At 68.0% G+C, this 12,715-nt stretch carries 12 protein-coding genes; 2 read left to right on the top strand and 10 right to left on the bottom strand.

Features of this window, described 5'->3' with window-relative positions:
• Positions 1 to 43: 43 nt before the first annotated feature.
• Both FHW79_RS22595 and FHW79_RS22600 read right to left on the bottom strand, forming a co-directional pair.
• A complete protein-coding gene (locus FHW79_RS22595; protein ID WP_183180978.1) occupies positions 44 to 1,045 on the bottom strand; it encodes an alpha/beta hydrolase in 1,002 nt (333 codons plus the stop codon).
• Positions 1,035 to 2,063 carry an ABC transporter ATP-binding protein gene (locus tag FHW79_RS22600; RefSeq protein ID WP_183180979.1) on the bottom strand — a complete coding sequence of 343 codons (1,029 nt, stop codon included), beginning with the start codon at positions 2,061 to 2,063 and terminating at the stop codon, positions 1,035 to 1,037. The genes FHW79_RS22595 and FHW79_RS22600 overlap by 11 nt, the downstream gene beginning before the upstream one ends.
• Positions 2,064 to 2,243: 180 nt before the next feature.
• Here FHW79_RS22600 and FHW79_RS22605 point away from each other — a divergent pair, with 180 nt between their 5' ends.
• Both FHW79_RS22605 and FHW79_RS22610 read left to right on the top strand, forming a co-directional pair.
• Positions 2,244 to 2,426, top strand: a complete 183-nt coding sequence (locus tag FHW79_RS22605; RefSeq protein WP_035682430.1) for a zinc-finger domain-containing protein — start codon at positions 2,244 to 2,246, stop codon at positions 2,424 to 2,426.
• A gap of 339 nt (positions 2,427 to 2,765) precedes the next feature.
• On the top strand, positions 2,766 to 4,829 hold the full coding sequence (locus FHW79_RS22610) for an EAL domain-containing protein (protein ID WP_183180980.1): 2,064 nt from the start codon (positions 2,766 to 2,768) through the stop codon (positions 4,827 to 4,829).
• 59 nt (positions 4,830 to 4,888) lie between these two features.
• Here FHW79_RS22610 and FHW79_RS22615 read toward each other — a convergent pair whose 3' ends face one another.
• From FHW79_RS22615 to FHW79_RS22650, 8 genes are all read right to left on the bottom strand, one after another.
• The gene (locus tag FHW79_RS22615; protein ID WP_183180981.1) at positions 4,889 to 5,485 is read right to left on the bottom strand and encodes a hypothetical protein; all 597 of its coding nucleotides are present in this window, start codon (positions 5,483 to 5,485) and stop codon (positions 4,889 to 4,891) included.
• Positions 5,486 to 5,747: 262 nt separating this feature from the next.
• Positions 5,748 to 6,548: a MetQ/NlpA family ABC transporter substrate-binding protein gene (locus tag FHW79_RS22620; RefSeq protein ID WP_183180982.1), complete on the bottom strand. Its 801-nt coding sequence runs from the start codon at positions 6,546 to 6,548 to the stop codon at positions 5,748 to 5,750.
• 10 nt (positions 6,549 to 6,558) lie between these two features.
• On the bottom strand, positions 6,559 to 7,227 hold the full coding sequence (locus tag FHW79_RS22625; protein WP_149472059.1) for a methionine ABC transporter permease: 669 nt from the start codon (positions 7,225 to 7,227) through the stop codon (positions 6,559 to 6,561).
• Positions 7,193 to 8,257 carry a methionine ABC transporter ATP-binding protein gene (locus tag FHW79_RS22630; protein ID WP_183180983.1) on the bottom strand — a complete coding sequence of 355 codons (1,065 nt, stop codon included), beginning with the start codon at positions 8,255 to 8,257 and terminating at the stop codon, positions 7,193 to 7,195. Before FHW79_RS22630 ends, FHW79_RS22625 begins: the two co-directional genes overlap by 35 nt.
• A complete protein-coding gene (locus tag FHW79_RS22635) occupies positions 8,254 to 9,924 on the bottom strand; it encodes an acyl-CoA synthetase (protein ID WP_183180984.1) in 1,671 nt (556 codons plus the stop codon). Before FHW79_RS22635 ends, FHW79_RS22630 begins: the two co-directional genes overlap by 4 nt.
• A 197-nt stretch (positions 9,925 to 10,121) precedes the next feature.
• Positions 10,122 to 10,901 carry a MetQ/NlpA family ABC transporter substrate-binding protein gene (locus FHW79_RS22640; protein WP_183180985.1) on the bottom strand — a complete coding sequence of 260 codons (780 nt, stop codon included), beginning with the start codon at positions 10,899 to 10,901 and terminating at the stop codon, positions 10,122 to 10,124.
• Positions 10,902 to 10,974: 73 nt separating this feature from the next.
• On the bottom strand, positions 10,975 to 11,175 hold the full coding sequence (locus FHW79_RS22645) for a hypothetical protein (protein ID WP_183180986.1): 201 nt from the start codon (positions 11,173 to 11,175) through the stop codon (positions 10,975 to 10,977).
• A gap of 398 nt (positions 11,176 to 11,573) precedes the next feature.
• Complete coding sequence (locus FHW79_RS22650; RefSeq protein ID WP_183180987.1) at positions 11,574 to 12,713, bottom strand: c-type cytochrome; 1,140 nt, start codon at positions 12,711 to 12,713, stop codon at positions 11,574 to 11,576.
• Positions 12,714 to 12,715: the final 2 nt, after the last annotated feature.

Below are 12,715 nucleotides of genomic sequence, written 5' to 3' on the forward strand. Positions count from 1 at the left end.
TTTCGACATTTTTTCACACCCCGCCGGGGCCACTCACCCGCTCCTATTTCGCGGCCAGGAGGTTGCGGTTGCGGTCGGCGCCGCTCGCCAGAGGCTGCTTGGGATTTTCGATCCAGGCGGCGATGTCGTTGACCACCACCTGCCCCTTCAGGTCGCGCAGCAGCATGTGCCAGCCGTCGGGATACACCGCCACCACATGCCGTCCGCCGGCCTCGAACTCCTGGACCGCGCGGTTGACCGGAGTCTTCGGCAGCACCTCCTCATGGGCGCCGTAAAGCACGAGGGACGGCACCGACAGATGGCCGCAGGCGGTCAGGGCCGTGCCCATCAGGTCGGTCAGGCCCTCCAGCGCGTCGACGCGGGAGCCCTTGATGACCAGCGGGTCGCGGCCCAGGGCGCGCAGCATCTCGATGTTGTCGGACGCCTGGATCTTCAGGTCCTTCGGCGGGTGCACCACCATCCCCGGGACCGTGTTGTAGCTGAGCCAGAGCAGCGCCCTTGGGAAGAAGCCCATCGCGTCGCGGCCCCAGACGGCGGGGGCGACCAGGATCGTGCCGTTGACGTCAGGCGGATGAGCGCTGGTCATCGTCGCCAGCACCACGGCACCGCCCATGCTCTCGCCCATCAGGTAGACCGGCAGGCCAGGGTGGCGGGTGTGGATCTGCGAGACGGCCGTCTTCAGGTCGGCCACCAGCGTGTCGGTGCCCGGCCAGATGCCGGTGTTCCGCGTGGCGCCGAAGCCGCGCTGGTCGTAGGCGTAGACCGCGATCCCCCGCGTGGCGAGGCTGCGCCCGGCCCCGTCGAAGGCGTTGGAGTAGTCGTTGTAGCCGTGCAGGGCCAGAACCACCGCCCGCGGCGCCCCGCCTTCGGGCAGCCAGCGCCGCAGCGGCAGCTCGAAGCCGTCGGCGGCGATCAGGGCGCGGTCGGTCAGGGCCGGCTGGGTCACGGGCAAACCCATCGGCTGGTAGGCCGCGGTGCAGCCGGACAACAGAAGGCCGATCCCGACGATCAATCGCGCCACCCGGCCGGCCGCCCTACGCCGCATCGTGCGCGATCTCCTTGCGGGCGTGCGCGCCGCCGGTCAGTTGCAGGAAGATGTCCTCCAGATCCGATTCCTCGGTGCTGAGATCGACGACTCCCAGCCCCGCCCCGGCCAGGGCGGCGAGGATGCCGTCCACCCTCTGGCGGCTCGGCTGGTAGCGGACGATCAGGCGCCGCGGCTCGGCCAGTTCGGCGGTGAAGGCGGACAGTTCCGCCGGCACGGCGTCCAGGTCGCGGTCGACCAGAACGGTCAGCGCCTTGGCGTCCACCCGGCGGAGCAGAGTGGCGGTCGGCTCGCAGGCCACCACCGTGCCGTGGTTGATGATGGCGATGGAGTCGCACAGCTCCTGCGCCTCCTCCAGATAATGGGTGGTCAGCAGCACCGTCGACCCCTCGCGGTTCAGCTTGCGCACATGCTCCCAGAGTTGGATGCGCAGTTCCACGTCCACGCCGGCGGTCGGCTCGTCCAGCACCAGGACGGGCGGGGTGTGCACCATGGCCTTCGCCACCATCAGCCGCCGCTTCATGCCGCCCGACAGCGACCGCGCGTAGGCGTCGGCCTTGTCGCGCAGACCCACGGCTTCCAGAAGCTCCTCGGTACGGCGTTCGGCCTTGGGCACGCCGTAGAGGCCGGCCTGAAGCTCCAGCATTTCCCGCGGGGTGAAAAAAGGGTCCATGTTCAGTTCCTGGGGGACCACGCCGATCGACGCCCGCGCCTGGCGCGGATGGGCGTCGATGTCGGTTCCCCAGATCGAAACCGTGCCGCCGGTCTTGTTGACCAGCCCGGCCATGATGTTGATGAGCGTGGACTTGCCCGCCCCGTTCGGCCCCAGCAGCCCGAACACCGCCCCGCGTGGAATCGCCAGGTCGATGCCCTTAAGGGCTTGTTTCGGGCCGGCCTTGCCGGCGGCCTGATAGGTCTTGGTGAGGCCGCGCACCTCCACGGCGTAGGCGGGGACGGCGTGGGTGGGCAAGGTGGCGGCGGGCAGGGCGGCGGCGTTCAGCGGGGCGTGCGCAACCATGGAATCGAAAGGGCCTTTCCGGTCGTGCCCCGAGTCCGAACCCCCAGGGGCGATCACTGTCCAATCACTTGATCCGTCCGGCGCGTTGGGTATGATCCGACCCCGCGCGCGTGCCTCATTCGGTGGGCATCTTAACGATGGCGTTAACGCGCGCGTGTGTCAAAGTGGAGGATGTCTGCCATGCAGCCAATTGAAACGATCGAAGTCGAGACCCTGACCGTCGGATGCGACGGTGGCGGCGGCGCGCTCGGCCACCCGCTGGTCTACCTGACGCTGAGCGCCGAGGGGAAGGTCGAATGCCCCTACTGCTCGCGTCATTTCGTCCTGAAGGAAGGCGCCAAGACGGGCACGCACGGGCACTGAGCCCGGCGGCGCCTCTTACAGGGCGGAAACCCCGCGCACAGCAAGGGCCGGAGCGATCCGGCCCTTTTTGTTTGCCGGCGGTCCGAACCGGTGGTTCAGCTCGATTCTGTGGCCTTTCCGCCACCCGACGCTGTGGCGATGCAACGTCCGGGCGGGGTGGGTCATATGCCTCTTTTATTGCAATTGTGAAAAATATAAAACGAACCGCCTTGACGCGCGTCGCGATACGCCTTCTACTTTTTTGCGGCGCAAAAGAGGCGCCCATCGCAATTGCCCGCTCAGGTCCTTCGCATGCTTTTTCCTGAGGCCAACGCTCTCGCGCCAGATGAGGCCCGGTCCATGAGCCAAGAGACGGAAGAGCAATACAGAAGTATTTTCGAGAACGCGGTCGAAGGCATTTACCAGACCACGGTGGACGGGCGTTATCTGCGGGTCAATCCGGCGCTGGCGCGGATCTACGGCTACCGGTCGCCGGTCGACCTGATCGACAACCTGACGGACATCGCCGGCCAGCTCTACGTCGATCCCGGCAAGCGCGAGGCCTTCGCCCGCCTGATGGCCGAGCGCGACGTGGTGCAGAGCTTCGAGGCGCGGGTCTTCCGCAACGACGGCTCGATCATCTGGATCTCGGAGAACGCGCGCTGCGTGCGCGATCCGCAGGGCCGCATCCGCTATTACGAAGGCACCGTCCAGGACATCACCGAGCGCAAGCAGCACGAGGAGAAGATCCGGCTGCTCGCCACCGTCTTCGACAGCGTGGCCGACGGCATCCTGATCGTGGACCCCGACCTGTCGGTGCAGGCGGTCAACCCGGCCTACGAGGTGATGACCGACTTCCAGCGCGAGGAGCTTCTCCACCGCCCGCTGGTGATCTTCGCCCCCGGCTCGCACGAGCGCGCCTTCATCGACGACATCTGGCGCACCGCGCGCACGGAGGGGCGCTGGCAGGGCGAGGTGACCAGCTTCCGTCATTCCGGCGACGCCTTCGCGGCCTCGCTGTCGGTCACGGCGGTGCGCGCGCCGGGCGGCGCGCTGGAGCATTACGTGCTGACGCTCGCCGACATCAGCCAGCGCAAGTACCAGGAACACCAGATCCGCTACCAGGCCAGCTTCGACCGGCTGACCGACTTGCCCAACCGCTGGCTGGTCTGCGAGCGGCTGGAGGAGGCCATCGCGCGCGCCCAGCGCATGCGCACCAAGGTGGCCGTGGCCTTCCTCGACCTCAACCGCTTCAAGCAGGTCAACGACACGCTGGGCCACCACGCCGGCGACGACCTGCTGAAGCTGGTGGCCAAGCGCCTGCGCAACTGCACCCGCGTGTCCGACACGGTGGGCCGGCTGGGCGGCGACGAGTTCCTGATCGTGGCGCCCGACGCCGTGGACCGCGCCGCCGGCGCCCGGCTGGTCGAGAAGGTTCTCTATTCGATGGGCGAGCCCTTCGCCGTTCACAATCAGGAACTCTTCTGCGGCGCCTCGATCGGCGTCGCCTTCTTCCCCGACGACGGCGAGACGGCGGACCAGCTCCTGCGCAACGCCGACCTCGCCATGTACCACGCCAAGCGCAACCCGGAATGCAAGTTCGTCTTCTACGAGGCGGGCATGCGCGAGCGCACCGGCTTCACGCTGGGGCTGGAAAGCGACCTGCGCCGCGCCGCCGCGACGGGCGAGGAGTTCGCGCTGCATTTCCAGCCCAAGGTGGACATGCCGCAGCGCGGCTTCCACCGGGTGATCGGGGCGGAGGCGCTGATCCGCTGGCACCACCCGGTGCGCGGCCTCGTCAGCCCGGCGGAGTTCATCCCGCTGGCCGAGGAGACCGGCCTGATCTGGGAGATCGGCGCCTGGACCCTGAGGGAGGCCTGCGGCCGGTTGGCCGGCTGGCTGGCCGCGGGGCTGGACATCGCGTCGGTGTCCGTCAACCTGTCGCCGCGCCAGTTCCAGGACGCGCGTCTGGTGAACTTCGTCCGCGACGTGGTGGACCGCAGCGGCGTGCCGCCCGAGCGGCTGGAACTGGAGCTGACCGAGGGCGCCATGATCGGCGACATCGAGAAGGCGGTGACCATCCTGCACGGGCTGAAGGGGATCGGCATCCGCCTGTCCATCGACGATTTCGGGACCGGCTATTCCTCCCTGGCCTATCTGAAGCGGTTCCCGATCAACACGCTGAAGATCGACCGCAGCTTCGTCCGCGACATCGTTCAGTCGTCCACCGACCCGGCCATCGTCAACACCATCGTTAATCTGGCCGACAGCCTGGGCTTCGACACCATCGCCGAGGGGGTGGAGACGGAGGAGCAGGCGGACATGCTGCGCCGCCAGCGCTGCACGCGCATCCAAGGCTTCCTGATCAGCCGCCCGCTGGACGTGGACGCCTTCCAACGCTTCCTGGTGGAGAACGCCGGGTAAAGCGGCTCCCCGGCCGGCCGCTGTCCGATTGGAGCGGCTTGGCGGGAAGCCGCGCCCCGTCAGTTGCCGAGCTTGTTGGTGTCGAGCACAATCATCGCCACGCCGATCTTCTCCTTGCTGGCCGGATCGAGCACGGGAACGCTGACCTCGGTCAGCATGGCGTTCGTCTCGGCGTCTTTTTCAGGGTCGGTCATGTAGAGGTTGGAGCCACCACTGTAGACCTTCTGCCACTTCGGCTCGTCGCCCTGCCAATAGTCGGAGGTGCCGCCGGTCTGGGCCACGTTCAGGCCGCGGTTGTCCATCAGCAGGATTTCCACGATTCGGCCGTTGCTCTTGTCCGTCACCTCCTTCAGGCGCTTGGTCACGGCGTTGGCGGCGATCTTGTCGTAGGTCGGGTTGGCGGACTTGGCCTTGGCCGCCGCCTTCCAGTCGTTGTCCATGGCGTCGATCTTGGCTTGGTCGAGGCCCTTGTTCTGAGCGTTCTGAGCCTTGACGGCATCGACCACCGCCGGATCGGCGAGCCAGGTCTGGGTCTGCGGGCTCACCGTCTTGCGGACGTTGGCTTCCAGGGCGGGGTCGGCGGCGTAGGCCGGCAGGGTGCCGAGCACGGCCAGGACCGCCGCGGTGGACAGCAGCAGGGAAAAGCGTTTGGACATCGATTCCTCCCAAGGTTGATCCGCCCGCGGGCCGTCTTTGCGGCCTGTGCTTCGTGGGCGCAGAACCATAGGTCCCGCTTCATCCCGACCGTCAGAGGATTGCGTGATTTATTCCGTTTAGCGGAAAATCAGTGGGGCCAACCATTGTTGTCCTTGAAGCGCCCGACGGGAATTTCTTCGGGTTGGACCATCGTGGCGTCACGGCCAAAGAAAAAGGCCCTCCCCCCGGCTGGAGGAAGGGCCTTTCCGGTCCGGTGGCGGGTTACCAGGCCGGGACCACCGCACCCTTGAAGCGGTCGAGGATGAACTGCTTCACCTCGTCGCTCTGGTACACCTTCACCAGCGTGGCGACCCACGGCTTGTCCTGGTCGGCCTTCCGGACGGCGATGACGTTGGCGTAGGGGCTCTCGCTGGCCTCGCGGGCGATGGCGTCCTTGTTCGGGTCCAGGCCGGATTCCATGGCGAAGTTGGTGTTGATGACCGCCACGGTCACGTCGTCCAGCGAGCGCGGGAGCTGGGCGGCGTCCAGTTCCAGGATCTGGAGCTTCTTCGGGTTCTCGGCGATGTCGAGCGGCGACGCCTTCAGGCCGGCGCTCTCCTTCACCTTCAGCAGCCCCTTGGCCTGGAGCAGCAGCAGGGCGCGGCCGCCGTTGGTCGGGTCGTTGGGAATGGAGACCTTGGCGCCGTCGGGCAGCTCGTCCAGGCTCTTCACCTTCTTCGAGTAGACGCCCATCGGGAAGATCACCGTCTTGGCGACGCTGACCAGCTCGTAGCCGCGGTCCTTCACCTGGTTGTCCAGGTAGGGCTGGTGCTGGAAGGAGTTGGCGTTCAGGTCGCCCTGGGCCAGCGCCTGGTTCGGGATGACGTAGTCGGAGAACTCCAGAACCGTCAGGTCGAGGCCCTCCTTGGCGGCCAGCGGCTTGACCTTCTCGAAGATCTGGCCGTGCGGGCCGGGGGTGACGCCGATCTTCAGGGCTTCGGCCGACGCGCCGACGGCGGTCGCCAGGGTCGCGATGCCGGCCACCAGACCAAAGGCCGCGCCGAGCACACGGGTACGGAACATCTCCAACTCCTCAGGACTTCAGGTTGCGTTTGTTGACGCGGCGGGCGATCCAGTCGCCCGTCGATTGAACGATCTGCACCAGCACGATCAGCACGATCACCACGGCCAGCATGACCTCCGGCAGGAAGCGCTGGTAGCCGTAGCGGATGCCGAGGTCGCCGAGGCCGCCGCCGCCGACAGCACCCACCATGGCCGAATAGCCGATCAGGCTGACCACCGACAGCGTCAGGCCGAGCGCGATGGCGGGCATCGCCTCCGGCAGCAGGACCTTGCGGATGATCTGGAAGGGCGTGGCGCCCATGGACTGCGCCGCCTCGATCAGGCCGCGGTCGACCTCGCGCACGGCGCCCTCGACGATGCGGGCGATGAAGGGCACGGCGGCGACCGTCAGCGGCACGATGGCTGCGGCGGTGCCGATGGAGGTGCCGGCGATCAGCCGGGTGAAGGGAATGATCGCCACCACCAGGATGATGAAGGGGGTGGAGCGCGTCATGTTCACCAGCACGCCGGCGATCCGGTTGAAGGCGAGGTTCTGCAACAACTCCCCCCGGCCGGTGACGGCCAGGAGCACGCCCAGCGGAAGGCCCAGCGCCGTGCCGAGAAGGCCCGACACCGCCACCATGTAGAGCGTGTCGAGAAGCGCCTTAAACAGCAGCGCGTAGATTTCCGGGGACAGCATGACCGAGCACCTCGACACCGAGCTTGTTGACGTTCAGGAGGCTGATGGCCGCCTCGATGGACTGCGGGTTGCCGATGGCCTCCACCACCAGCGTTCCGAAGGGCGCGCCCTGGATCTCGTCGATCTGGCCGTGCCAGATGTTCAGGTCCAGGTTCAGCTTGCGGCTGATCGCGCTGATGACCGGGGAGGTCGCGCGCTCCCCCGTGAAGGTGATGCGCAGCACCATGTTCGACCCCGGCACCGGCGTCGCCGACAGGCGGGCGCGCAGACTGTCCGGGATGCCGCGGTTGATGACCGGGTCGACGAAGGTCTTCGTCGTCTCGTGCTTGGGGTGCGCGAAGATGTCGAAGACCGGCCCCTGCTCGATGATCCGTCCGTTCTCCATCACCGCCACCTTGTGGCAGATCTCCTTGATGACGGCGATCTCGTGGGTGATCAGGACGATGGTCAGCCCCAGCCGCTTGTTGATGTCGGCCAGCAGGTGGAGAATCTGGGTCGTCGTCTCCGGATCGAGGGCGGAGGTCGCCTCGTCCGACAGCAGCACCTTGGGCTTGCTGGCCAGCGCGCGGGCGATGCCGACGCGCTGCTTCTGCCCGCCCGACAGCTCCGCCGGGTAGCGGTCGCGCTTGTCGGTGAGGCCGACGAGGTCGAGCAGCGGCTCCACCGTTTCGCGGATCTGCGCCTTCGCCACTCCGGCCAGTTCCAGCGGCAGGGCGACGTTGTCGAACACCGTGCGCGAGGACAGCAGGTTGAAGTGCTGGAAGATCATGCCGATGCTGTGCCGCGCGGCGCGCAGTTCGCGCGGCGACAGGGCGGTGACGTCCACCCCGTCGACCAGCACGCGGCCCGACGTCGGCTTCTCCAGCAGGTTCACGGTGCGCAGCAGCGTGGATTTGCCGGCGCCCGAACGGCCGATGATGCCGTAGATCTCGCCGCGCCCGATGGTCAGGTCGATGTCGGCGAGCGCCTGGACCGGCTGCCCGGTGCCGCGGGACGGGTAGGTTTTCTGAAGCTGTTCGAAGGTTATCATACGCTCTTGGCCTCCCGACGTGCGCCCAGATCGCGGGCGGCGTCGCGCAGGACGGTCTTCTGGATTTTACCGGTCGATGTCTTCGGCAGGTCGCTGAACACAACGGTGCGCGGCACCTTGTAGTGCGCAATGCGGTCGCGGCACCATTGAATTATGTCGGACTCAGAGGGGCGCTCCGCGCCGGGCTTCACCGTCACGAAGGCGCAGGGGCTCTCCCCCCAACGGTCGTCGGGGCGGGCGACCACGGCGGCCTCCAGAACGGCGGGGTGCCGGTACAACGCTTCCTCCACCTCCAGGGACGAGATGTTCTCGCCGCCGGATATGATGATGTCCTTGCTGCGGTCCTTCACCTCGATATAGCCGTCGGGATGCAGGACGCCCAGATCCCCGGTGCGGAACCAGCCGTCCTTCAGCGCCTCCTTGGTCGCCGCGGGGTTCTTCAGATAGCCCTTCATCACCGTGTTGCCGCGCAGCGCGATCTCGCCGATGGTCTGGGCGTCGGCGGGCACCGGCCGGCCGGTTTCGCGGTCGAGCACGGTCGCGTCCTCCACCGCGACGTGGTTCACCCCCTGCCGCGCGAATTGCAGCGCCAGCCCGTCGGCGTCGAGGTCCTCCCAGCCGGCCTGCGGCGCGCAGACGGTGGCCGGGCCGTAGCATTCGGTCAGCCCGTACATGTGCACCACCTCGAAGCCCAGCGCCGCCATGCCGGCGAGAACCGCGGAGGGCGGGGCGGCGCCGCCGGTGCCCACGATGACGCGGCGGGGGGCGGGGCGCCGCACCGGTGCCGGGGCGTGGATCAGCATGTTCAGCACGATCGGCGCGCCGCACAGATGGGTGACGCCCAGCTCCGCGATAGCGTCGAAGATCGCCGCCGGCTCCACCCGGCGCAGGCAGACATGGGTGCCGCCCGCGGCGGTGACCGCCCAGCTGTAGGTCCAGCCGTTGCAGTGGAACATCGGCAGCGTCCACAGGAAGACGCTGTCGGGCCGGACGTTCAGGGTGAAGGCGTTGCCCAGCGCGTTCAGATAGGCGCCGCGGTGGTGGTAGACGACGCCCTTGGGGTTGCCGGTGGTGCCGCTGGTGTAGTTCAGCGCGATGGCCTGCCACTCGTCGTCCGGCCCGCGCCAGGGGGCGGGGTCGGCGGCGGCGAGGAAGTCCTCATACTCCACCACACCCAGCGACGGCGCGTCGGGCGCCTGCTCGTCGGCGACCTCCACCACCGTGATCGGGCGCTCCGTCCGGGCGAGCGCCGCCTTGGCGACCGGCGACAGCTCGCGGTCCACGATCAGGAGCGTCGTCTCGCTGTGGTCGAGGATGAAGGCGATGGCGGCGGCGTCCAGTCGGGTGTTCAGCGCGTTCAGCACCGCCCCGGCGAGCGGCACCGCGTAATGGGCCTCCAGCAGCGCCGGGACGTTGGGCGCCAGCACCGACACCGTGTCGCCGCGCCTCACGCCGGCCCGCAGCAGCGCCCCGGCGAAGCGTCGCACCCGGTCGTGGAACTGCGCGTAGGTGATGGTGCGGCGGCCGTGGCGGATGGCCGGCTTGTCCGGATAGACCTTCGCCGCGCGTTTCAGGAAGCTGAGCGGGCTGAGCGGGACGTGATTCGCGGGATCGGGGGCGAGGCCACGGTCGAAGATCGAGGCGGTGCGGCTGAACGGGCCGGTCATGACGGAGCTTCCTGAAAAGTCGAGGTTTTTGCCCGTTGATACCCCTCTCCCGCCCCGGGAGAGGGAAGGGGCCCGCGCAATGCGCGGGAAGGGTGAGGGTGCTGCCAACGGATCGGTGTTCGATTCTCGGCAGTACCCTCACCCGGCCCTTCGGGCCACCCTCTCCCGAGACGGGAGAGGGAACGGACAGGCCGCGCTCACCAAGTCGGGATGATGGTGCCGTTGAAGCGGGTGTTGATGAAGTCGCGCACCTCGGCGGAGCGGTAAAGCTCGATGAAGCGCTTGATCGCCGGGTCCTCGGCGCGGTCCTTGCGGACGGCCCAGACGAGGTGCCACTTCGACTGGTCGTCCTCCAGAACCAGCGCGGTCTTGGGAGTCAGCCCGGCCAGGACCGCGTAGTTCAGCGTGATGACCGAGGCGTCCACGTCGTCCAGCGAACGCGGAAGCTGGGCCGCATCCAGTTCCACCAGCTTGATCTTCTTCGGGTTGGACGCGATGTCGGCGATGGAGGTGTTCAGGCCCGCCCCATCCTTCAGCCCGATCACCCCGGCCTTGGCCAGCAGGAACAGGGCGCGGGCGCCGTTGGTCGGGTCGTTGGGGATGGAGACGCTGGCCCCCTCTTTCAGGTCGGCCAGCGCCGCGACCTTCTTCGCGTAGATGCCCATGGGCACGACGATGCTCTTGGCGATCGGCGCGATGTCGTAGCCGCGCTGCTTGATCTGATTGTCCAGGAAGGGCTGGTGCTGGAAGTTGTTGGCGTCGATGTCGCCGGACTGGAGCGCCGCGTTGGGCATGTTCCAGTCGGTGAACTCGATGACCTCCGCCTTCAACCCCTCCTTGGCGGCGATCTTCGCCGTGTATTCGAGGATCTCGCCATAGGGGCCGGCGGACACGCCGAGCTTCAGGGACGCGGCGCCGGCCCCGGTGGAGACGGTGAGAAGGGCAGCGGCGGCGATGGACGTGAGAAAGGCTTTCACGGAACGGGTCCTTTATGGGCAGTGTGGAATGGCTTTGTCGAACGATGGTGGCGTGTGAAATGCGGGCGCGCGATCAGCGCCGCCGCACGCCGGAGCGCCGGGCCGCCAGCTGCTGGGCGGCGCGCTCGGCCTGTCCGACGTTGCGGAAGGTCTTGCGGTCCAGGTCCTTGAAGGACCAGTCGGAGACGAAGAAGGTGAAGCCGCTCTGGCCGGCGACGACGATGCCGGCGGACCGGCCCTGGACCTCGATGGCGTAGGCGTTGGACGTGTTCATGACATGGTCTCCCTCGGCCCGCAGCGCTGCGGCGCGCGGGATTTTCATGCGGATCGGGTGCTGGACGGAACGGGTGGGCGCGCTGGGGTCAGCGGCGACACGAGGTGCTGCGCATTCGGCAACACAGGCCCGTCACGGCGCCGGTCCGATCGGCGGGGGAGGGGAGGGTCATCATGGTCATTCCGGTCACTCCTTCCAGAGTTCCACGACCGGTATCGTGGCGCTTTAGCGTTTGGTGACGCGGCGCAAGCTGGCGATCAAATTGCCGCGGGGCGCCCCCCTTGGGCGTCCGGCTTTTTATCTACAATGCGAGTGGGCATTCGGTCAAGGCAGAAAGTGAATTGATTTTGTGAAAATGCGTATACAGCAATTTTGCCTCGTTAAATTGGGCGCAAGACTCAGCGCTTCCCGTCCTCACTCGCCGTCTCCCGCGGGCGGCTCTGCGCGTAGTGCAGCGACAGGGCGCGAATCTGCTCCTCGGTCAGGTTGCGCACGGCGGCGCCCATGATCCTGGACAGCGGGGTGTCGCCGTGCGCGTCCCGCTGCCAGAGGCGGAGCTGGTCGGCGATGTAGCTGGCGTGCTGCCCGTCGAGGCGGGGGTAACGCGGGTCGCGGTCCGCACCATGGCAGCCGGAGCAGGCGGGCACCCCGGTGTCGCGGTCGCCGGACTCGGCCAGCCGGGCGCCCAGCTCCAGCAGGGCCGGATCGGCGTCGGCGGGCGCAGGGGGGAAAGGCGCCGCCGTCTGCCCGGCGTAATGGTCGGCGAGGCGGCGCAGGATCGACTCGTCCAGCCCGGCGGCCACCGGTTGCATGATGCCGCTGTTCCGTCCGCCCTCGGCATAGGCCTTCAGCGCGTGGAAGAGATACTCGGCGTTCTGGCCGGACAGGCGGGGGAAGGCGGCGGCGCTGTCCCCGCCGCCGCCGGCGCCGTCATAGCCGTGGCAGCGGGCGCAGTTGTCCAGCACCTCGCGGGCGGACCCGTCGAGCATCTGGAGGTCGGCCAGGGTCGAGCGGTCGCCGTCCGGCGGCGTCTCCCCGAAGGCGAGGCGGCGGTACTCCTCGGCGCTCATGCCGTCGAGCCGGCGCAGAAAGGCGGCCACCGCCCAGGGCTCGTCGTCGCGGGCCTGCGCGGGCCAAGCGGGCATGCCGGCGTATTTGATGCCGTTGTAGGTGATCCAGTACAGCTGCTTGTCCGTCCAGTCCCCGGTCTGCCCCGGCAGGAAGGGCGGGGTGGGCAGCATGTGACGGGAGATCGGGTTGCGTCCGACGTCCGGCGCGCCGTGGCAGGGGGCGCAGCCGTCCTCGTAATGGCCGGCGCCGCGCCGGATCAGCGCCGGGTCGTCGAGGTTGGGCGGATCGCTCACGAAGGCGGCGTGCGTCTCGATGGAGCTGCGCATCGCCATGCTGAAGAACCAGTGGACCGGCGGCCAGTGCTCCTTGCTGGCGGCGATGCTGTAGAGCCCCGACCAGGCGAACAGGAAGCCCCCCACCGCTTGGGCGCCCAGAACCAGCCCGATGATCGTCAGAACTCTGCGCATGG

It is taken from the genome of Azospirillum sp. OGB3, from assembly GCF_014192915.1.
Classification (GTDB): Bacteria; Pseudomonadota; Alphaproteobacteria; order Azospirillales; family Azospirillaceae; genus Azospirillum.

What these genes read in the sequence shown, in the direction of transcription:
- FHW79_RS22595 (WP_183180978.1), bottom strand. Translation starts at nt 1,045, where the DNA reads ATGCGGCGTAGGGCGGCCGGCCGGGTGGCGCGATTGATCGTCGGGATC.
- FHW79_RS22600 (WP_183180979.1), bottom strand. Translation starts at nt 2,063, where the DNA reads ATGGTTGCGCACGCCCCGCTGAACGCCGCCGCCCTGCCCGCCGCCACC.
- FHW79_RS22605 (WP_035682430.1), top strand. Translation starts at nt 2,244, where the DNA reads ATGCAGCCAATTGAAACGATCGAAGTCGAGACCCTGACCGTCGGATGC.
- FHW79_RS22610 (WP_183180980.1), top strand. Translation starts at nt 2,766, where the DNA reads ATGAGCCAAGAGACGGAAGAGCAATACAGAAGTATTTTCGAGAACGCG.
- FHW79_RS22615 (WP_183180981.1), bottom strand. Translation starts at nt 5,485, where the DNA reads ATGTCCAAACGCTTTTCCCTGCTGCTGTCCACCGCGGCGGTCCTGGCC.
- FHW79_RS22620 (WP_183180982.1), bottom strand. Translation starts at nt 6,548, where the DNA reads ATGTTCCGTACCCGTGTGCTCGGCGCGGCCTTTGGTCTGGTGGCCGGC.
- FHW79_RS22625 (WP_149472059.1), bottom strand. Translation starts at nt 7,227, where the DNA reads ATGCTGTCCCCGGAAATCTACGCGCTGCTGTTTAAGGCGCTTCTCGAC.
- FHW79_RS22630 (WP_183180983.1), bottom strand. Translation starts at nt 8,257, where the DNA reads ATGATAACCTTCGAACAGCTTCAGAAAACCTACCCGTCCCGCGGCACC.
- FHW79_RS22635 (WP_183180984.1), bottom strand. Translation starts at nt 9,924, where the DNA reads ATGACCGGCCCGTTCAGCCGCACCGCCTCGATCTTCGACCGTGGCCTC.
- FHW79_RS22645 (WP_183180986.1), bottom strand. Translation starts at nt 11,175, where the DNA reads ATGAACACGTCCAACGCCTACGCCATCGAGGTCCAGGGCCGGTCCGCC.
- FHW79_RS22650 (WP_183180987.1), bottom strand. Translation starts at nt 12,713, where the DNA reads ATGCGCAGAGTTCTGACGATCATCGGGCTGGTTCTGGGCGCCCAAGCG.